Origin of the sequence: Nocardioides soli (assembly GCF_014191495.1) — a bacterium.
Lineage (GTDB): Bacteria > Actinomycetota > Actinomycetes > Propionibacteriales > Nocardioidaceae > Nocardioides > Nocardioides soli.
On record NZ_JACHWR010000002.1, the window covers coordinates 1,568,496 to 1,587,128 of the forward strand.

19 protein-coding genes and 1 pseudogene are annotated in these 18,633 nt (G+C 72.9%); 5 read left to right on the forward strand and 15 right to left on the reverse strand.

Translation table 11 applies throughout. The features are described 5' to 3' along the window. Positions 1–9 precede the first annotated feature (9 nt). The 8 genes from FHU40_RS17725 to FHU40_RS17760 all read right to left on the reverse strand — a co-directional run bounded on the left by FHU40_RS17725 (position 10) and on the right by FHU40_RS17760 (position 8,675). Positions 10–999 (reverse strand): thiamine pyrophosphate-dependent enzyme, encoded by a 990-nt coding sequence (locus tag FHU40_RS17725; protein ID WP_183593541.1) that lies wholly within the window; start codon positions 997–999, stop codon positions 10–12. After that, positions 996–2,186: a pyruvate ferredoxin oxidoreductase gene (gene porA, locus FHU40_RS29605; protein ID WP_183593542.1), complete on the reverse strand. Its 1,191-nt coding sequence runs from the start codon at positions 2,184–2,186 to the stop codon at positions 996–998. Before porA ends, FHU40_RS17725 begins: the two co-directional genes overlap by 4 nt. Continuing rightward, the gene (locus tag FHU40_RS17735; RefSeq protein WP_183593543.1) at positions 2,179–2,769 is read right to left on the reverse strand and encodes a 2-oxoacid:acceptor oxidoreductase family protein; all 591 of its coding nucleotides are present in this window, start codon (positions 2,767–2,769) and stop codon (positions 2,179–2,181) included. The genes porA and FHU40_RS17735 overlap by 8 nt, the downstream gene beginning before the upstream one ends. Positions 2,770–2,773: 4 nt before the next feature. Then, positions 2,774–3,778: a type I glyceraldehyde-3-phosphate dehydrogenase gene (gap, locus tag FHU40_RS17740; RefSeq protein WP_183593544.1), complete on the reverse strand. Its 1,005-nt coding sequence runs from the start codon at positions 3,776–3,778 to the stop codon at positions 2,774–2,776. Positions 3,779–3,857: 79 nt separating this feature from the next. Beyond that, on the reverse strand, positions 3,858–4,937 hold the full coding sequence (locus FHU40_RS17745) for a class I fructose-bisphosphate aldolase (RefSeq protein WP_183593545.1): 1,080 nt from the start codon (positions 4,935–4,937) through the stop codon (positions 3,858–3,860). Positions 4,938–4,952: 15 nt separating this feature from the next. Beyond that, positions 4,953–5,993, reverse strand: coding sequence for a zinc-dependent alcohol dehydrogenase family protein (locus FHU40_RS17750; RefSeq protein ID WP_183593546.1), 1,041 nt, complete (start codon positions 5,991–5,993; stop codon positions 4,953–4,955). Continuing rightward, on the reverse strand, positions 5,990–8,389 hold the full coding sequence (gene ppsA / locus FHU40_RS17755; RefSeq protein ID WP_183593547.1) for a phosphoenolpyruvate synthase: 2,400 nt from the start codon (positions 8,387–8,389) through the stop codon (positions 5,990–5,992). The genes FHU40_RS17750 and ppsA overlap by 4 nt, the downstream gene beginning before the upstream one ends. Positions 8,390–8,399: 10 nt before the next feature. Further along, positions 8,400–8,675, reverse strand: coding sequence for a DUF1876 domain-containing protein (locus tag FHU40_RS17760; protein ID WP_183593548.1), 276 nt, complete (start codon positions 8,673–8,675; stop codon positions 8,400–8,402). 330 nt (positions 8,676–9,005) lie between these two features. On the opposite strand from FHU40_RS17760, the gene FHU40_RS17765 reads away from it, so the two are divergent. Then, positions 9,006–10,022, forward strand: coding sequence for a DUF2157 domain-containing protein (locus FHU40_RS17765; protein WP_183593549.1), 1,017 nt, complete (start codon positions 9,006–9,008; stop codon positions 10,020–10,022). A gap of 173 nt (positions 10,023–10,195) precedes the next feature. Here the strand turns inward: FHU40_RS17765 and FHU40_RS17770 are convergent, their stop codons facing one another. From FHU40_RS17770 to FHU40_RS17800, 7 genes are all read right to left on the reverse strand, one after another. Next, positions 10,196–10,684 (reverse strand): DUF2231 domain-containing protein, encoded by a 489-nt coding sequence (locus FHU40_RS17770; RefSeq protein ID WP_221199886.1) that lies wholly within the window; start codon positions 10,682–10,684, stop codon positions 10,196–10,198. 49 nt (positions 10,685–10,733) lie between these two features. Beyond that, positions 10,734–12,191: an NADH-quinone oxidoreductase subunit NuoF family protein gene (locus FHU40_RS17775; RefSeq protein ID WP_183593550.1), complete on the reverse strand. Its 1,458-nt coding sequence runs from the start codon at positions 12,189–12,191 to the stop codon at positions 10,734–10,736. Continuing rightward, positions 12,188–12,799 (reverse strand): hypothetical protein, encoded by a 612-nt coding sequence (locus FHU40_RS17780; RefSeq protein WP_183593551.1) that lies wholly within the window; start codon positions 12,797–12,799, stop codon positions 12,188–12,190. The genes FHU40_RS17775 and FHU40_RS17780 overlap by 4 nt, the downstream gene beginning before the upstream one ends. Then, positions 12,796–13,725: an FAD:protein FMN transferase gene (locus FHU40_RS17785; protein ID WP_183593552.1), complete on the reverse strand. Its 930-nt coding sequence runs from the start codon at positions 13,723–13,725 to the stop codon at positions 12,796–12,798. Before FHU40_RS17785 ends, FHU40_RS17780 begins: the two co-directional genes overlap by 4 nt. Next, positions 13,722–13,988: a hypothetical protein gene (locus FHU40_RS17790; protein WP_183593553.1), complete on the reverse strand. Its 267-nt coding sequence runs from the start codon at positions 13,986–13,988 to the stop codon at positions 13,722–13,724. The genes FHU40_RS17785 and FHU40_RS17790 overlap by 4 nt, the downstream gene beginning before the upstream one ends. A gap of 75 nt (positions 13,989–14,063) precedes the next feature. Further along, positions 14,064–15,407, reverse strand: a complete 1,344-nt coding sequence (locus FHU40_RS17795) for an ATP-binding protein (protein WP_183593554.1) — start codon at positions 15,405–15,407, stop codon at positions 14,064–14,066. Further along, positions 15,404–16,093, reverse strand: a complete 690-nt coding sequence (locus FHU40_RS17800; protein ID WP_183593555.1) for a response regulator — start codon at positions 16,091–16,093, stop codon at positions 15,404–15,406. The genes FHU40_RS17795 and FHU40_RS17800 overlap by 4 nt, the downstream gene beginning before the upstream one ends. Positions 16,094–16,287: 194 nt before the next feature. Here FHU40_RS17800 and FHU40_RS17805 point away from each other — a divergent pair, with 194 nt between their 5' ends. The 4 genes and pseudogenes from FHU40_RS17805 (at position 16,288) to FHU40_RS17815 (ending at position 18,603) form a co-directional block, all read left to right on the forward strand. Beyond that, complete coding sequence (locus tag FHU40_RS17805; protein WP_183593556.1) at positions 16,288–17,322, forward strand: thiamine pyrophosphate-dependent dehydrogenase E1 component subunit alpha; 1,035 nt, start codon at positions 16,288–16,290, stop codon at positions 17,320–17,322. Positions 17,323–17,383: 61 nt separating this feature from the next. After that, positions 17,384–17,881 (forward strand): annotated as a pseudogene (locus FHU40_RS27770) (alpha-ketoacid dehydrogenase subunit beta); the annotation flags it as partial. Between the two features lie 24 nt (positions 17,882–17,905). Then, complete coding sequence (locus FHU40_RS27775; protein WP_246391157.1) at positions 17,906–18,370, forward strand: transketolase C-terminal domain-containing protein; 465 nt, start codon at positions 17,906–17,908, stop codon at positions 18,368–18,370. Further along, complete coding sequence (locus FHU40_RS17815) at positions 18,370–18,603, forward strand: lipoyl domain-containing protein (protein WP_183593557.1); 234 nt, start codon at positions 18,370–18,372, stop codon at positions 18,601–18,603. The genes FHU40_RS27775 and FHU40_RS17815 overlap by 1 nt, the downstream gene beginning before the upstream one ends. Positions 18,604–18,633 lie beyond the last annotated feature (30 nt).

Sequence of the window (18,633 nt, forward strand, 5' to 3'; positions counted from 1 at the left end):
ACGGTCTCCTCAGCTCGCCGCCCCGCGCAGGCCGAAGCGGGTGATGTTCCGGTCGGCGGCCGCCTGGATCCGCCGGACGAGATCGGGACGCGGGTGCTCTCCGAAGAGGTGGGCGTAGCGTCCCTGCAGCCGCAGGTAGTCGTCGACGGGCACCTGGCGGCGGATGGGCGTGACCGCGGTGATCTCACCGCGCTCGGCCTCGAAGAGCGGGAACATGCCCGACTCCGTGGCCAGTCGGGCGAGGCGCACGGTGTCGGCCGAGTCGGCCGCCCAGCCGAGTGGGCACGGCACGAGCACGTGGAGGTAACGGGCGCCGTGGAGCTGCATCGCTCGGCCGACCTTGCGCTCCAGGTCGTGCAGGTCGGCCACCGAGGCGGTGGCGACGTACGGGATGTCGTGAGCCATCGCGATGAGCGGCACGAACTTGCCCTGGCCGAACCGGGCGCCGGGCGGATCCCCGAGCTCGGAGGTCGTCGCGGTCCGGGCTGCCGGGGGTGTCGCTCCGGAGCGCTGGACGCCGGTGTTCATGTAGCCCTGGTTGTCGTAGCAGACGAACAGGACGTCGTCGTCGCGTTCGAACATGCCGGACAGGCACGCGAAGCCGATGTCGACGGTCCCACCGTCCCCGGCCTGGCCGACGACCCGGGTCTCGCGGCCGAGCGCCTTCAGCCCGGCCGCCATGCCGGACGCGACGGCCGGCGCGTTCCCGAAGAGCGAGTGCAGCCACGGGACCTGCCACGCGGACTCCGGGTACGGAGAGGAGAAGACCTCGAGACACCCGGTGGCGTTGACGGTGACGAGGTCGCGCCCGGCGGCGCGGACGGCGCTGTCCAGGACGAACCGCGCGCCGAGCGCCTCGCCGCAGCCCCGGCAGGCGCGATGGCCCCGGGTGATCGACCGTGGCCGGTCGGATCCGGCCTGCACGGTCTGGTCCTCGGGCGTCAGGAGCCGGTTGCCGACCCCGAAGGTGCCGATCTGGTACAGCCTCGACTCGCTCATGGTCCCTCCTCACCCGCCGTCGCACGAGCGAGGAGCCCGCGGTCGAGGTCGAGGAAGTGCAGTCGCCCCGGGCGGATGCGGTACGCCTGAACGTCCTCGACCAGGCGGAGCAGGCCGGCGCGGCGCACCGGGCGTCCGCCGAGACCAGCCACCACCTCGATCACTTCGGTCCGGTCGGGAAGCGCGTCGCGGACGTCGCGCCCCAGGATGCTCCCGCTGCCGGGGCTGAACGCACGCTCGACGACGATCACCTGGCGGGCGCCGGCGAGCGCCGTGCGGACCGCGTCGGCCGGCCAGGGACGGAAGCAGGTGACGGCGAGCGAGCCGGCGGCGATGCCCCGGCCGCGCAGCTGGTCGACGACCTCGTGTGCAGCACCCGCCGCCGAGCCGATGGTCACGAGCACGGTGTCGGCGTTCTGGGCGCGGTAGGCACTGACCAAGCCGCCGGCGCGGCGACCGAACCGGCGATGGAAGTCGTAGGCGACCTCGGGTAGGACGTGCAGCGCACCGGACAGGTGGCGCTGGACCAGGTACCGCACCTCGGTGAACGCCTCCGGCCCGACCATCGCGCCGATCGTCACCGGGGCGTCGGGGTCGAGCGCCTGCCGGGGGACGAATGGTGGCACGAACCGGTCGGCATCCTCCTGGAGCGGCACCTCGACCTCCTCGACGGCATGCGTGAGGACGAACCCGTCCATGCACACCATCACGGGGAGCGAGAGGCGCTCGGCGAGCACGAACGCCTGCAGGTGGAGGTCGACCGCTTCCTGCGCCGACGCGGCGTGGAGCTGGATCCAGCCGGCGTCGCGCAGCGCCATCGAGTCGGAGTGGTCGTTCCAGATGTTGATGGGCGCACCGATGGCCCGGTTGGCCACGGTCATCACGATCGGGAGTCCGAGACCCGCGGCGTTGTAGACGGCCTCCGCCATGTAGAGCAGACCCTGGCTGGCGCTGGCGGTGTACGCGCGGGCGCCGACGGCGGCGGCCCCGATGCAGGCGGACATGGCGGCGAACTCGGACTCGACGGTCAGGTACTCGCACCGGTCGAGCTCCCCGGACCGCACCAGGTCGGAGAGCTCCTCGACGATGTGGGTCTGCGGGGAGATGGGGTACGCGGCGACGACGTTCGGCCGGCAGCGGGCGACCGTCCGGGCGATGGCCCGCGATCCTTCGATCTGCTCACGCACGGTTGACCGCCTCGCTCTGGTCGAACCGGGCCCTCGTCGCGGCGTGCGCCCTCGTGGCGACCTCGATGTTGTCCTGCGCCAGCGACGGGGGGAACCGCTGCCGGATCGCCTCCACCAGCGCTTCCAGGCTGATCACGCCGGTCAGCGCGGCGAGCGCGCCGAGGAGAGCGGTGTTCGGCAGTGGCCGGCCGAGCACGCTGCGGGCCAGGTCTCCGGCCGCGATGGTGACGACCCGTTCCCTCGCCGTGCCGTCGGCGCCGGGGGAGAGGTCGATCTCGTCGACGGCACGGGAGGAGTTGATGAGGATGTACGTCGTGGGCCCTGCTCCGTCGAGCACGGGGACGACGGAGAGCAGCGTGGGGTCCTGCACGACGATCGCGTCGGGACGGTCCACGGGCTCGTGGTAGCGGATCGGGATCTCCGAGATACGGCAGTAGGAGACGACCGGCGCGCCGGTCCGCTCCGAGCCGAAGGTCGGGATGGCCTGGGCGTGCAGACCGCTGTCGAACGCGGCGACCGAGAGCATCTCGGCCGCGGTCACGACACCCTGGCCGCCCCTGCCGTGGAACCGGACGTCGAACACGATGTCACCGCCCGCCTCCGACGAGCCTGACGAGGTCGGCCAGGCGGCTGGTGTAGCCCCACTCGTTGTCGTACCAGCCGAACACCTTCGCGAAGCGGCCCGCGGCCTGGGTGAGCTCGGCGTCGAACACACAGGAGGCGGGGTCGCCGACGATGTCGGACGAGACGATGGGCTCGGGCTCGTAGCGCAGTCGCCCTGCGAGCGGGCCTCGGCTCGCAGCTGCGGCGAACGCGTCGTTGACCTCGGCCGGGGTGGCCTCGCGGTCGAGCAGGACGGCGAGGTCGACCAAGGAGCCGTCGACGACGGGGACCCGGAGCGCGACGCCGTCCAGCCTCCCGTCGAGCGCCGGCAGGACCTGCCCGACGGCGCGCGCCGCGCCGGTCGTGGTCGGCACGATGTTGATGGCCGCCGAGCGTGCTCGGCGTGCGTCCTTGTGTGGACCGTCGAGGAGGTTCTGGTCGCCGGTGTAGGCATGCACCGTGGTCATGTACCCCTGGTGAACTCCGAAGGCGTCGTGCAGCACCTTGACCATCGGTGCCACGCAGTTGGTCGTGCAGGACGCATTGGAGACCACGACGTGGTGGGCCGGGTCGTAGACGCCGTCGTTGACGCCCATGACGATCGTCGCGTCGACGCCCTTGCCGGGCGCGGAGAGCACCACCCGAGGGGCGCCGGCGGCGAGGTGAGCGGCCAGCTCGTCCCGGGTGCGGAACCTGCCGGTCGCCTCCACGACGACGTCGACCCCGTGCTCCGCCCAGGCCAGCCGAGCGGGATCGCGCTCCTGGCTGACGGCGACCTTCCGGTCGTCGAGGAGCAGGAGCCGCTCCTCGTGTCGCACGCCGGTGGGGAATCGGCCGAAGGTGCTGTCGCGGCGCAGCAGCCGCACGATCTGCGCCGGCTCGGCGACGTCGTTGACCGCGACGACCTCCAACTCGTCGTCCCGCTCGGCGAGACGCACGAAGGCGCGCCCGATCCGACCCATGCCGTTGATCCCGATCCTGATGGTCACGACGAACTCCTTCTCCTCTGGTGCTGGTGCACCCTTCTCGATCTGACGCTTCTCGGCGGATCCGGCACAGGGCCCGAGGTCACCCACCGGCGACGACGTTGTGCCCGGTGCCCGACCCGGGCTGCGCGCCGGCGGCCGCTCGTCCGGCACCCTCCATGTCCGACCGGTAGCGGCCGTGTCGGGCCGCTCCGTTCAGCCAGGCGCGCTCGAGCAGCGCGCTCTGCGCGGCCTCGACGTTGTCCTCGCGTCCCTCCCAGACGTCGAGCACGGGCGCCTGCAGGGCCCGGCCGAAGGAGAAGCTCAGCTCCCACGGTTGTGGGACTCGCCGGTTCAACGCGTCGAGGCGAGCGGTCGCCTGCTCGGCGGTCTGTCCTCCGGAGAGGAAGACGACGCCGGGCACCGCGGCCGGGACGGCGTCGCGCAGGACCGCGAGGGTCCGCGCGGCGATCTCCGTGTCGTCGACGTGCTCGCCGCTTCCGGTCCCGGGCAGCACCATGTTGGGCTTGAGCAGCGTCCCCGCGAGGTCCACCCGCTGACGCGCGAGCTGGTCGTAGACCAGGCGCAGCACCGTGGTCGTCACGGAGGCGCAGGTGTGGATCGAGTGCGTGCCGTCCATGAGCACCTCGGGCTCCACGACCGGGACGAGCCCCGCCTCCTGGGCGAGTGCGGCGTAGCGGGCCAGGGCATGGGCGTTCGCCTCGAGGCACCCGGGCGTCGGCAGGGCGGCACCGATGCGGATGACGGCGCGCCACTTCGCGAACCGGGCACCGAGGGCGACGTACTCGTCGAAGCGCGGGCGCAGCCCGTCGAGCCCCTCGGTGATGACCTCGTCCGGGAAGCCGGCGAGCGGCTTCGTGCCGCGGTCGACCTTGATACCCGGGATGATGCCGGTGTCCGCGAGCGCCCGGGGGAAGGGAGTGCCGTCGGTGGTGTGCTGTCGGATCGTCTCGTCGAACAGGATCACCCCGCTGACGTGCTCACTCAGGCCGGAGGTCGTGAACAGCAGCTCCCGGTAGCGGCGCCGCACCTGCTCGGTCGACTCGACGCCGATCCGGGCGAAGCGCTTGGCCATGGTCGGCAGGCTCTCGTCGGCGGCGAGAATGCCCTTGCCGGGCGCGACCAAGGCCTCGGCGGTGGCGTGCAGAGACATGTGGTGCATGGCGAACCTCCTGGCTCACTGGTGGAAGAGCGCGACCTTCAGGGCGCCGGTGTCCTGCGGACGCTCGAACACGTCGTAGGCGTCCTGGATCTCGTCGAGACCGAACCGGTGGGTGACCAGGCCCTCGGTGGCGAGCCGCCCGTCCGCGAGCAGGCGCAGCAGCGTCGGCGTCGAGGACGTGTCGACCAGGCCGGTGGTGATCGTGACGTTCCTGATCCAGAGGCGCTCGAGGTGCAGCGCGGCCGATGCGCCATGCACGCCGACGTTGGCGACCGTGCCGCCGGGGCGGACGAGGTCGGCGCACAGCTCGAAGGTCTCGGGGATCCCGACCGCCTCGATCACGCTGTCGAAGCCCAGGCCATCGGTCATGGTCTTCATCGACTCGAAGGCGGCCGCCGCGTCGGGAACGGCGAGGTCGGCGCCGAGCCGCTCGGCGGCCTCCCGCCGTCCGGACGCGGGGTCGATGACCACGATGCGCGAGGGCGTCATCAGCCGGGCGGTCATGATCGCAGCCAGGCCGATCGGGCCCGCCCCGACGATCGCCACGGTAGCCCCGGGCCGGACGCGGCCGTTGCGTACGCCGACCTCGTACGCCGTGGGCAGGATGTCCGCGAGGAGCAGCGCCTGCTCGTCGGTCACGGCGTCCGGCAGCCGGTGCAGGGCGCGGTCGGCGAACGGGACACGCACCTGCTCGGCCTGGGTCCCGTCGATGAGGTGGCCGAGGGTCCACCCTCCGCCGCCGAGGCACTGGCCATCCTGGTTCTCGCGGCAGTAGCGGCAGCGGCCGCAGCCGGCGACGCAGGAGATCAGCACGCGGTCACCGGCGGTGAACCCGTTGACGCCGGTGCCGACCGTGGTGATCGTGCCGACCGCCTCGTGGCCGAGCACCCGGCCCGGAGTCACCTCGGGGACGTCGCCCTTGAGGATGTGCAGGTCGGTGCCGCAGATCGTCACGGCGTCGACCCGCACGACGGCGTCCTCGGGGTCGGCGATGACCGGATCCGGGACCTCGTGCCAGACCCGGCGCCCCGGGCCTTCGAACGTCAGGGCCTTCATGATGGTCTCCTCACGGGTGGTGGGTCGAGGCGCTGCTCGGCCTCGACGACGGTGCGCGTGGTGCGCAGGATGCTGTCCGGGTTGAGGCTCATCGAGTCGATGCCGATCTCGACGAGGAACTCGGCCATGTCGGGATAGTCGGACGGTGCCTGTCCGCACAGGCCGGAGTGGATGCCGTTGCGCCGGCAGCCCTCCACGGCGAGCCGGATCATCCGCTTCACACCGGCGTCGCGCTCGTCGTAGTCGAACGCGACGATCGCGCTGTCCCGGTCGACACCGAGCGTCAGCTGGGTGAGGTCGTTGGACCCGATGGAGAACCCGTCGAAACGCTGGGCGAACTCGTCGACGAGGATGACGTTGTTCGGGATCTCGCACATCGCATAGACCTGCAGCCCGTCGCGACCGCGCTCCAAGCCGAGCTCGGCCATCCGGGACAGGACGAGGTCCGCCTCCTCGATACGCCTGACGAACGGGAGCATCAGCACGACGTTGGTCAGGCCCATCTCCTCGCGCACCCGTCGCATCGCGCGGCACTCGAGCTCGAAGCCCTCGGCGTACGCCGGGTGGGCGTAGCGGGACGCACCCCGAAAGCCGAGCATCGGGTTCTCCTCGTGCGGCTCGAACCAGGAGCCTCCGAGGAGGTTCGCGTACTCGTTGGTCTTGAAGTCCGACATGCGCACGACGACCGGCTTGGGGTGGAACGCCGCGGCGATGGTGCCGACGCCCTCGGAGAGCCGCTCGACGAAGTAGGTTGCACCGTCCGGGTAGCCGGCGATCAGCGTCGCGACCTGCGCCCGCTCGTGCATGTCCTCGATCCGCTCGGGGTGCAGCAGGGCGAGGGGATGGGCCTTGATGGCCTCGCTGATGATGAACTCCATGCGGGCCAGCCCGACGCCGTCGTTCGGGAGCATCGAGGTCCGGAACGCGAGGGCGGGGTTGCCGAGGTTGACCATGACGCGGGTCGACGGCCGCGGCAGGTCGGCGAGGTCGATGTCGTCGACGTGGAACGCAGCTTCGCCGGCGTAGACACGTCCGGTCTCTCCTTCGGCGCACGACACGGTGACGAGGGCACCGTCGAGGAGCCTCGTCGTGGCGTCGTCGGTGCCCACCACGGCCGGCAGGCCGAGCTCACGGGCGACGATCGCGGCGTGGCAGGTGCGTCCACCACGGTCGGTGACCACCGCGGCCGCCGTCTTCATCACCGGCTCCCAGTCGGGAGTCGTGGTCGCCGCGACCAGCACCTCGCCGGGCAGGAAGTCCTGGAGGTGGTGGCTGTCTCGGACGATCCGCACGCGGCCCACCGCGAGGCGGTCACCGACAGCTCTGCCGCTGACGAGCAGGTCGCCGTGGGACTCCACGACGTACCGTTCGAGCGTGGTCGAGACGCGCGACGTCGCCGTCTCCGGGCGAGCCTGGACGACGTACGTCGCGCCGTCGAGCCCGTCCTTCGCCCACTCGATGTCCATGGGCCGGCCGTAGTGGCGCTCGATCGCGATCGCGGCGCCGGCCAGGTCGAGCACCTCGTCGTCGGTGAGGCAGAAGCGGTGCCGGTCGACCGCGGGCGTCATCTCGGTGCGGGTCCCGGATGCTCCAGCGGTCACCATGCGGATCGCCTTCTCACCCCGACGGCGCCTCAGCACCGCCCGGAAGCCCGCCTCGAAGGTCGGCTTGTGCACGTAGAACTCGTCGGGGTCGACCGCGCCCTGCACGACGGTCTCGCCCAGGCCCCAGGAAGCGGTCAGGAACACGGCGTCGCGGTAGCCGGACTCGGTATCGAGCGTGAAGATCACACCCGAGCTCGCGAGGTCGGAGCGAACCATCTTCATCACGCCGATCGACAGGGAGACGCCCAGCTGGTCGTAGCCCTGCCGGTGCCGGTAGTGGACTCCGCGGTCGGTGAAGATGCTGGCGAAGCAGCGGCGGACCGCCTCGAGCAGACCCTCCTCGTCGACGATGTCGAGGAAGCTGTCGTGCTGGCCGGCGAAGCTGGCCTCGGGCAGATCCTCCGCGGTCGCGCTGCTGCGGACGGCGACGCGCAGGTCGGGTCCATACCGCTCGCGGAGGCCCTGGTACGCCGCGAGGATCTCCTGACGCAGGTCCCCAGGTAGCCCGGCGTCGTACACGATGCGGCGCGCGCGAGCCGCCCGCGCCGCCAGCTCGGCGACGTCGTCGGGGTCGAAGCCCTCGAAAATCTCGGCCAGCTCCGACCAGGCCTCGGCCTCGTCGAGGACGTACCGGTAGGCGGCGGCCGTGATCGCGAAGCCGCCAGGGACGCGGACGCCGTCGTCGCCGAGCTGCTGGTACAGCTCACCGAGGGAGGCATTCTTGCCGCCGACCAGGGCCACGTCACTGCGACCGATCGCGGTGAAGTCGAGCACGAGAGGACGGGTGGACATGATGAGTCGCTCACTCGGAGCGGACGGTGGCTCGACCGCCCGCAGGGTCGTTGGCTTCGATGTCTCCGATCGACGCATCGAGCAGTTGGTGCGCGAGCCCGAAGAGGGCCCGGCACACGGCCAGCTCGTCGCCGATCTCCGGCACGTCGCGGTCGCCCGGCCGGCGCCGGGCCTTGCCCACGTCGCGCAGCTCGGTGCCGGCGTCGGTGCGCAGCACGACTACGGCGCGGGTGCTGTCGTCCTGCTCGAAGAGGTCGACGTTGAGGTGCCAGGTCTTCGTGTGCATCGCGTCCTCCGTGTTGGGGTGGGATCGTCAGGCGGCTTCGACCACCACGACCCGTCGACGTCTCGAGCATCCGCCGGCGGCAGCTGGCCGGACACGGTCGTGGGACCCACCCGGATCGGGACGTTGTCCCCTGCCGGTGGGTCCGCCGTCAGCGGACGGTGGTCGAGAGTCGACGGGAGGGAACGCCATGAACGCTCAGAGCCCTCGTGTCCCTGTGGGACGGGTGGCCGGTCCCGACGAGATCGTTGCGACAGCACTCCTCCTCGTGGGCGACCTGACGGCGCACGTGAGGAGCAGCCGGGTCGTCGTGGGCGGCGGAGTCCCGCTGTCATGACCGGCCGCGGGTGGCCGACCGTCGTGAGGGGCGACGACCCGCACGCGGTGTCCCTCGACGTCCTCGTCGAGGGCTGGCTCGAGGCCGGGTTGATCACCGCGGACCAGGCCGACCGGATGGTCGCCGCCGTGGGACGGGTCCCGACGACAGGTCACCGGCTCGCACCGCTCGCCGTAGAGGCCCTGGCGTATGTCGGTGGTGCGGTGGTGCTTGCGGGGTGCGGCCTGCTGTCCGCGTCCTTCTGGGCGGACCTGCCGGACGTGGCCCGCTTCGCGGTGGTCGGCGTCGCTGCCCTGCTGCTCCTGCTGGCCGGCGCCGCCGTCCCACGCCGACTCGCCGCTGCAGGACGACGAGTGCGGTCGGTGTTGTGGCTCGCGTCGACGGTGGCGTGGGCGGGAGCGGCTGCCGTCCTGCTCGACGACGTGCTCGCATCCGAGGGGCTGGACTCGGCCACGACGGCGGTCCTGGTCGCCGCGGCCACGCTGACCTACGCGGCGGGGCTGTGGGCGGCGCTCAGGTACGGCCTCCAACAGGCGGCGACACTGGCCGCGGCCGCGGCCCTTGCCGCGGCGCTCGCCGTCCGGCTGGACCTACCCGGCGAGCCCGGTCTGGGGGTCTGGATCGTCGGCGCCTCGTGGTTCGGGCTCGGCTGGTTGCGGGTGATAACGCCGTGTGAGACTCCGATCGCACTCGGTGCCGCCGCCGCGGTCGTGGGCGCCATGACCACCGCGGCCTCGGACCTGGGGATGGCGCTCACGCTCACCACCGTCGTCGCGGTCATTGCGGCGGCGGTGATCCGGCGCGACCTCGTGCTGCTCGGCCTCGGCACGGTGGCCGCGCTGCTCAACGCGCCGGCGGCGATCGGACGGTGGTTCGCCGGCTCGGCCGCCGCCGCGCTGGTGCTGGTCATCGTCGGTTGTGGCCTCGTCGCGATCGCGATCTGGATGGCTCGCCGGGCCTGGCCCCGAGCAGGAGGCCCGGATCGCGCCCGGAGCACGACCGTCGCTCCATGACGCCGAGCCGCGATCCGACGGGCGGATCCAGCGAAGTCGCCCGGGCGTGGCGGGAAGGGGACGTGCGGTGAGCGGATGGGAGATCGGGCAGGACCGAGGTCGCCGGCGGTGTGAGGGAGCTTCCGCTGGGGCCGGGCCGTCCCGGTGGACGGGAGCCTCGGCGCCGCGCGAGATCACCCAGCGCTCTCGGTCTGGTCGCCCCAGGCGGCACGTGCTCCCGAGTCGCCCACCCGGTAGACCTGCACTGAGGCGGCGACCGCAGCCACGAGGGCGAGTGCAGCGACCGTTCGGATCACCGGGGACCTGCCCTCGACGGTCTCGGCAGACGCATCAGAAGCGGGGTGCAGGCGTTGGCGGTCCAGCCACACCAGCACCGTGCTGAGGATCAGGAGCGGCAGGGCGAACCAGATGAGCTGGTCACCGAGCTCCGCGTGCGCGCCGGGGTCGCCGACGTGCTCTTCGAGCGCCTCACCGCTGGAGGTGGCGACGGGAATGAGCGCGGTGGCGACGGCCGCGCACGCCACGACGAGTACGCCGTACCGCGCGCGCCACCGCGGACGGACGGCGATGGCGATGGTGCCGACGCAGGCCAGCGGGAGCAGCACGACGACGGCGTGCACCACGAGCGGGTGGACGGGCAGTCCGTTGATGAGGTCGAACACGACGGATCTCCTGACGGTGTGATGGGCGATCGCAGGGTGCAGGGCGAGGTCAGCGGGGGGCTTCGAGGCGGAGCGCCAGCCGTGGACAGGTGGCGGCCGCGCGGCGGGCATGGGGGAGGAGTCCGGCGTCGATCCGAGGATCGGCGATGACGGGGAAGCCGTGCTCGTCGAGTCCGATGCGCTCGGGGAGCAGGCGGGCGCACAGGCCGAGTCCGTCGCAGCGCGTCCAGTCGATCTCGAGGTGGCGGTCGCCGGTCATGCCGCCGCCCCCCGTCCGGTCGTCGTCGGGACCGGTCGGCAGGGCTCCCAGGAGCGGGCGGCCACAGTGACCGCGCGCCCGGTGTGCGGCGATCTCCGTGCCGAGCACGTCGAGAGCCGAGCTGACGAAGCTCGCGGCGCCGTCGGGGTGGCCGCAGGCGCCCCGACCGCGCAGCAGCCCGGCGCGTGCCCGCGCGTCTGCCTCCAGAGGCGCCCCGGCCGCGAGATGGGCCAGCGTGTCGGCCAGCATAGGAAGGCCGAGGAGGCAGGGGCCGCATTGGCCGGCGCTCTCGCCGGCCAGCCACCGGACGACCATCGTGACCTCGCCGAGCGCGCAGGTCTCCCGCGGTAGGCGGGCGAGCACTCCAGCGTTCAGTGGCACCTCAGCAGCCCGCAGCGACGGGCGGGTGACCACGAGGTCGCCGGGGCCGTCGACCCAGGTGCCGTGGTAGCCGCCCACCAGGACGGGCCCTGGCTCGGGACCGACCAGTGCGGCGAGCGGTAGCCCGGTGGGGACCTCGACCACCCCCGGGCGCCGGGTGGCACCGACCAGGGTGAGCAACGTCGTGCCCGGCTCGTCGGTGGCACCGACGGAGGCGTACTGGTCGGTGCCGAGGCTCAGCAGCAGCGCGATCTGTGCGAAGGTCTCGACGTTCGAGGCGAAGGTCGGACGGCCGCCGATGCCGTGCTCGGTCGGCAGGACGCGCCGGCCAGGTGGGAGCGCCGGCCCGCCGGAGAGCGCCCGGGTCAGCGCGCGGACCTCTCCGCCGACGAAGCCGTGGTCGTGGCGGACCAGGCGGACCGGGCGGCCGTCGTCGCGCTCGCGCAGGGCCGCCGCGAGCGAGTGGTGAGCCGCCGGGTCCTGGACGGCGATGGTGACCCGGTCCGTGCCGAGTGCCCGCGCGACGGTCAGGGCGCCGTCGATCACGAGGTGGGGTGCCAGACGCAGGAGCACGCGGTCCTTGTGGCTTGCCGGCTCGCCCTCGGTGCCGTTGGCCAGGACATGGGTGTCGCGGCCCGTGGGCACGGCCCGCAGCTTGGCCGCGACGGGGAAGGCCGCGCCACCGCGCCCCAGCAGGTGGACGGCATCGAGGGCGTCGACGAGCCGGCGGGCGTCGTACGGATGCCGGGGCCCGTGCACCGCTCGGTGCCCGCGGAGGTCGAGCCGGCCTCGGCCGGTGCCGGCGAGCAGGCGCGCGGTGCCCCACGCGGTGGCGCCGAGCGCTGGGGAGCCAGAGGTGGTGGTCATCGGTGTCCTCCTGCCAGGGTGGGCGGCCGGTCAGGTGACCGATCTCGGCGAGCGCGTCGCGCGGTGGGGAGCGCCGCGGTGCGCGCCCGGACGCCCGCGACCACCCGGGCGGCGACGGCACCGGCGACGGCGAGAGCACTGCCGCCGTAGAGCAGGGGCGCCCAGGTGGTGCCGGTGTCAGTGCCGGCCAGTACGCCGTGGACCATCGCGAGCGCCCAGGCGGCGTACGCCGAGAGGTGGATCGCGCGCCAGGCGCGGGCGGTGGCGGCGCTCGCCGCCATCCGGCCGCGCAGGGTGCCGGATGCGGCGGCGACCAGGAAGGAGTACGCCGCGAGCGTGCCCAGTCCGAGAGCCACGCCGCGGTAGCCCGCCGTGAAGGGCACCAGGGCGCCACCGATGCTCACGTCGACGAAGCGGTCGGTGACGAGCAGGATGACGTGCAGCGCCAGCAGCGCGAGGGTGACCACGGCCGCGGAGCGGTGCACCAGCTGGGCGATGATCCGGCGGTCGCCCCACGAGGCAGGGCCCGCGGCACCCAGCGCGACGGTCACGGAGGCCGTGAGCAGGGCGACGAACCCGGCTGCCCGGGCCAGGAACCAGGGCGTCACGCCGCCACCCCGCCCGACCGGGGAGAACGGGGCCACAGGGCAGTGGTGGCGACGTGACCGTCGGTGGTCACCCACCGGGCGGCGTGCGCCGCGAGGCGGGCCGGTGCTCCGGCGCCCCAGACCAGAGCGGCGGTGCTGAGCGTGTTCGCCTCCAGGCAGGTCGCCGCCGCGACGGTGGCGGTGCGTAGCGGGGAGGCCGCCGGCCGGCCGGTCTCCGGGTCGATCACGTGGTGGCGCTCGCCGTCCGGTCCCGGCCAGCGCCGCGCGCGTGTCGAGGAGGTGGCGAGCCCGCCGCGTGGCAAGGAGACGACCTCACCGGGCCCACCCTCGCGCTCGCTGACGAGCACCGGCCACGCCGGGCCGTCGCCCGCGACCGCGACGTCGCCTCCGAGGGCGACCAGCGCCGGCCGACCGAGCGTCCGCGCCAGCAACGCGGCCGCCGCGTCGGCGGTCCACGCCTTGGCGGTCGCCCCGAGGTCCAGCGCCATTCCGGTCGGCACGCCGAGGAGGCCCAGACCCCGGTCGACGCGCACGGCCCGCCAGTCCGCCGCGCGCGGGGCGGGGTCCGCCGCGGTCCGGGGCGGGCGCACCCGGAGAAGGTCGATGTCGGCGTCGTAGCCCGCGTGCTCCAAGTGCCGGCCGACCGTCGGGTCGCAGGCGCCGGAGGTTCGGCGGGCCGCGTCGATCGCGACGCCGAGGAGCTCGAGGGTCAGCGGCCGCACCGGCACGAGCCGGCCGGCCGCGGCGTTGACCCGCGACAGGTCGCTGTCGGGGGCGAAGCGGCTACTGGCGGCCGCCACGTCGTCCATCAGCGAGCGCACGAGCCCCTCGGCACGGGCCGCGAGAGCGGGGTCGGGTGTGGGACGGCCGTCGGCCACGACGACGCGGACGGTGCAGGACCAGTCCCGCCACTGCAGCGTGCTCATGAGGAGTGGCTCCCCGCGACCGGGCCGCTCGGCACCTGGATCCCGCCGAGCGTCGGGCCTGCGGGCCTGTTCGAGCCGCCGGACGGCGTCGACGACCCGGACCCGTCGGTGGTCGTGGGGGCGCCGGCGCCGGAGCTCGCGTGGGCCGCGGCGACCGTGAGGGCGCCGGTCGCCGACGCGGCGGCGATCACCACGCCGGCTGTGGCGATGCGGGCGCGGGTGAGGAGTGTCTGGCGCGGGGCCGCGGTGCGGGTGGCTCTCATGCGGCGAGCGTGGCTCGCGATGGCTCAGCCGGCCCCCAAGGCGACCTCAAATCGAGGTCAAATCCCCCAGCCGGCTCAGGCCGGGCCGAGCCGTAACCGCACCACCGTCCACGCGATGCCGTCGCGGTCCGCTCGGAGCACCGACAGCACACCGCCGGAGGCACGCGCACATGCGGCGGCGATGTCGAGGCCGAGCCCCGTGGACCCGCGGTCGCTGCGCCCGCGGCGTACGGCGTCGGCGTCGAACCCCGGGCCCCGGTCGCAGACCTCGATCAGCACGTGCCCGGGTCGGTCGCCGTCCCGTCTCGCCCAGACGGCGACGGGCGTTGCGTCGGGGGTGTGCGCGACGGCGTTCTCCAGCAACGCGTCGATCGCCGCGCGCAGGTCGTCGGCAGCGCAGCGGACCTCCGGCAGATCCGGAGCGATCGCCACCTCCATCGACCTGCCCTGGTCCTCGATCAGCGGTCGCCAGTACGCCGCCGCGGCCGCCGCCACCGGACCGGGCCGGCAGCCGGCCCGGGTTCCCTCGCGCTCGGAGCGGCGAGCCTGGTGGATGACGGCGGTCAGGGTCCGTTCGAGATTGTCGACGTGCCGCTCCAACAGCTCGCGATCCTCGCCCCCGGGCAGCGACTCGACGTCCAGGCGCAGGGCGGTCAGGGGGGTGCGCAGCCGGTGCGACATGTCGGCAGCCGTCTCCCGCTCGGCGGCGAGCAGTTCGTCGATCCGGCCCGCGAGTCCGTTGAGCGCGTGGGCGACGCGGCGGACCTCGGGAGGGCCGATCTCAGGCACCTGGGCGACATCGTCGCCGGCGGCGATCGTGCCGGCCAGGTCGGCGGTGCGGTCGAGGTCGCGGACCAGCCGCCGCGACACCAGCTCGGCCGCCACGCCGACGATCAGCAGCAGCGCCGCCGCGGCACCGGCGAGCGGCAGGGCGCGGGCGGTCACCGTCGACCGCACGTCCGCGTCGCTCGCGAAGGCCAGCACCGATGTCGGACCACCGGGCGTGCGCACGTCGACCCGCACCAGCCGGCCGCCGTCCACGGCATCGACGTCGGCCCCGCTCTGCCGCAGGAACGGGCCGTCCCGATCGCCGTCGCCGTCGTCGTCGGGTGGGGCCGCCCGCAGGGTATCGACCCCCGGCAGTTCGGCGCCGTACGACGTGCCGTCCGGGAGTGTCACCGCGACCGGCGCCGCGTCCTCGCGGTCGTTCACCCGGTCGACGTACGCCTCGACGTCCGCGCGCGTCGCGTCTGACGCGGAGACGTAGTCGGCCACCCCGCGGGCGGCCTCGACCGCAGCCTGCTCGACGTCCTGGGCGGCCGAGCGCTGCTCGAGCAGCAGCAGGGGAATGGCGAAGAGCAGCAGGACGGCCAGGGCCGCCCCGACCGTGAGTGACACGATCCGCCCACGCAGGCTCACGACGGGCCGGGACCCACGAGCTTGACGCCCACGCCGCGCACGCTGTGCAGGTAGTGCGGCTCGGCGGCCGTCTCGCCGAGCTTGCGGCGCAGCCACGACAGGTGGACATCGACGGTGCGGTCGGCGCCACCCCACGGCTGCTGCCACACCTCGGCCAGGAGCTGCCGCTTCGAGACGACCTGCCCAGGCCGCGACGCGAGCGCCAACAGGAGGTCGAACTCCTTGCGGTTGAGCTCCACTGGCCTGCCATCGAGCTCGACCGTGCGCGCTACCTCGTCGACGACCAGCCCGCCGACCACGATCCGGTGCTCGGCCGGCTCGGCTCGCGCCGTACGCCGCAGCACGGCCCGGATCCGCGCCATCGCCTGGGCCGCCGAGAACGGCTTGATCAGGTAGTCGTCCGCGCCCGCGTCGAGCAGCCGCACCACCTCGCGATCGTCGTCACGCGCCGTCGCCACGACCACCGGCAGGCCGCTCTGCGCGCGAATCAGCGCCAGCACCTCGGTGCCGTCGAGGTCGGGCAGCCCGAGGTCGAGCATCACCGCATCGGGCCGCTCGACGGCCAGCGCCCTGATCGCCTCGACGGCGGTGCCCACCGTGGAGACCGACGCTCCCTGTTCCATCAGTCCCCGGGCCAGGCTGCGCCGGATCGCCTCGTCGTCCTCGACCAGCAGCAGGTGCACCACGACGTAGAGCGTAGGTCGCCGTCGCGGCGTTCATCGAGATCTCCGATCACGAAGACCTGCGATCACGCCACGGCAGAGCGTGCACCGTCGTCCTGGCACGGACCTAGGTCAGACGACCACCGGGTCCTTGTGCCCTGTCCGGCCGCTGCGGGCCGCGTGACCGTGGCGAGACGTGCTGCAGACAGGAGAACGGCATGACGACCACCGGAGCCGCCAGCATCGACGCCGGTCCGCCGACGAGCGTCGCCCTTCCGGGCGAGCGGCGGCGTCGACTCTACGAGACCATGGTGCTCTCGCGGACCTACGAGGAGGCGATCCTTCGCGAGTACCACGCCGACAAGGGCCCGGGGTTCGACATCGGCAAGGGTCTGGTCCCGGGCGAGATGCACCTCTCCGCGGGGCAGGAGCCGGTGGCGGCGGGAGTGTGCGCACTGCTGACCGCGGACGACGCCGTGACGGCGACCCACCGTCCCCACCACTTCGCGATCGCCCACGGCGTCGACCTGCGCGCCATGACGGCCGAGATCTTCGGGCGTGCCGGCGGGCTGGGACACGGCCGGGGCGGCCACATGCATCTCTTCGACCCGCAGACGCACTTCTCCTGCTCGGGCATCGTCGCCGAGGGGTATCCACCGGCGCTCGGCCAGGCCTTCGCCTTCAAGCGTGCCGGTACCGACCGGATCGCGGTGGCCGTCACTGGCGAGGGCGCCGCGAACCAGGGCGCCTTCCACGAGTCGCTCAATCTCGCGGCCCGCTGGCGCCTGCCCGTCCTCTTCGTCGTCGAGGACAACGACTGGGCCATCTCGGTCTCGCGGGAGGCGTCCACCTCCGTGCACACCAACGCCCAGCGGGCGGTGTCCTACGGCATTCCCGGCACCCGCGTCGAGAACGACGTCGAGGAGGTCTACGCCGCGGCGTCCCATGCCGTCGCTCGCGCACGTGCGGGCGACGGACCGTCCCTGCTCGAGGTGCACACGGTCCGGCTCTGGGGCCACTTCGAAGGTGACGCGCAGGCCTACCGCGACGGCCTGGACGAGGTCGCCGATCGAGATCCGATACCGCTCTACGAGGCGACGCTCCTCGCGGACGGCGTGATCGACGAGGCGACCGTTCGGCTGGTACGGGAGGAGAGCACTGCGTTGGTCGAGGACGCCGTCGACCACGCCAAGCGGAGTCCGATACCCGATCCAGCCACCGCGACGGCGTACGTCTTCACCCGAGGAGGATGACGTGACACTGACGAACCAGGCGCTGCCCGAAGGGGCGCCGACCCACCGGATCAGCACCAGCATGGCGATCGTGGAGGCGCTCGCCCAGGAGATGGACCGCGACGAGCGGGTCGTCGTCCTCGGCGAGGACGTCGGAAAGTATGGCGGGATCTTCTCGTCCACCTCCGGCCTGCTCGACAGATTCGGTCCGGACCGGGTACTGGACACCCCGATCTCGGAGACCGCCTTCATCGGTCTCGGCATCGGAGCCGCCATCGAGGGGCTCCGGCCGGTGGTGGAGCTCATGTTCGCCGACTTCATGGGCGTGTGCCTCGACCAGATCTACAACCACATGGCCAAGATCCACTTCGAGTCGGGCGGCAACGTGCGGGTGCCGATGGTCCTCACGATGGCAGCCGGTGGGGGCTACAGCGACGGGGCGCAGCACTCATAGTGCCTGTGGGGGACGTTCGCCCATCTGCCGGGGATGAAGGTCGTCGTCCCGAGCTCGCCGGCGGATGCCAAGGGCCTGATGACGGCGGCCATCCGTGACGACGACCCCGTGGTCTACGTCTTTCACAAGGGAGTCCTCGGGCTGCCGTGGATGGCCCGGAACCCCCGGGCGGTCGACGAGGTTCCGGTGGGTGAGCACGTGGTGCCGATCGGGGTCGCGAACGTCGTGCGCTCCGGGACCGACGTGAGCGTCGTGACCATCTCGCGGTCCGTGCACGATGCCCTCGACGTCGCGGACCGGCTGGCGGGGGAGGGGATCCAGGCCGAGGTGCTCGACCTGCGCACCCTGGTCCCGCTCGACCGCGAGGCGATCGTGTCCTCGGTGGCCAAGACCGGTCGGCTGGTCGTGGTCGACGAGGACTACCAGTCGTTCGGCATGTCCGGGGAGGTCGTCGCGTCCGTGGCCGACGTGGATCCGAGCCTCCTGCGGGCTCCGGCGATCCGGGTCGCTGTGCCCGACGTGCCGATCCCGTACGCCCGATCGCTCGAGCACGCGGTGCTGCCGGGGGCGGATCGGATCGAGCAGGCGATCCGCCGGGTGCTCGACCTCCGATGATGTGCGAGGTGCGCTTCCCCGCGCTGTCCAGGGACGACCCGGAGACGGTCGGCGTGGTCTCGACCTGGTTCGTGCGTGATGGAGACTCCGTGAGGACCGACGACGTGGTCGCGGAGGTGCAGGTGGACAAGGTCGCCGCGGAGGTGCTGGCGACCGGTGCCGGTCGGATCCATCTGCTGGCGCCCGAGGACGCCGAGGTTCGCCAGGGCGAGCTGATCGCCACGATCGACTGACCGGACCGTCGGTGACGGTCCGGGACCAGG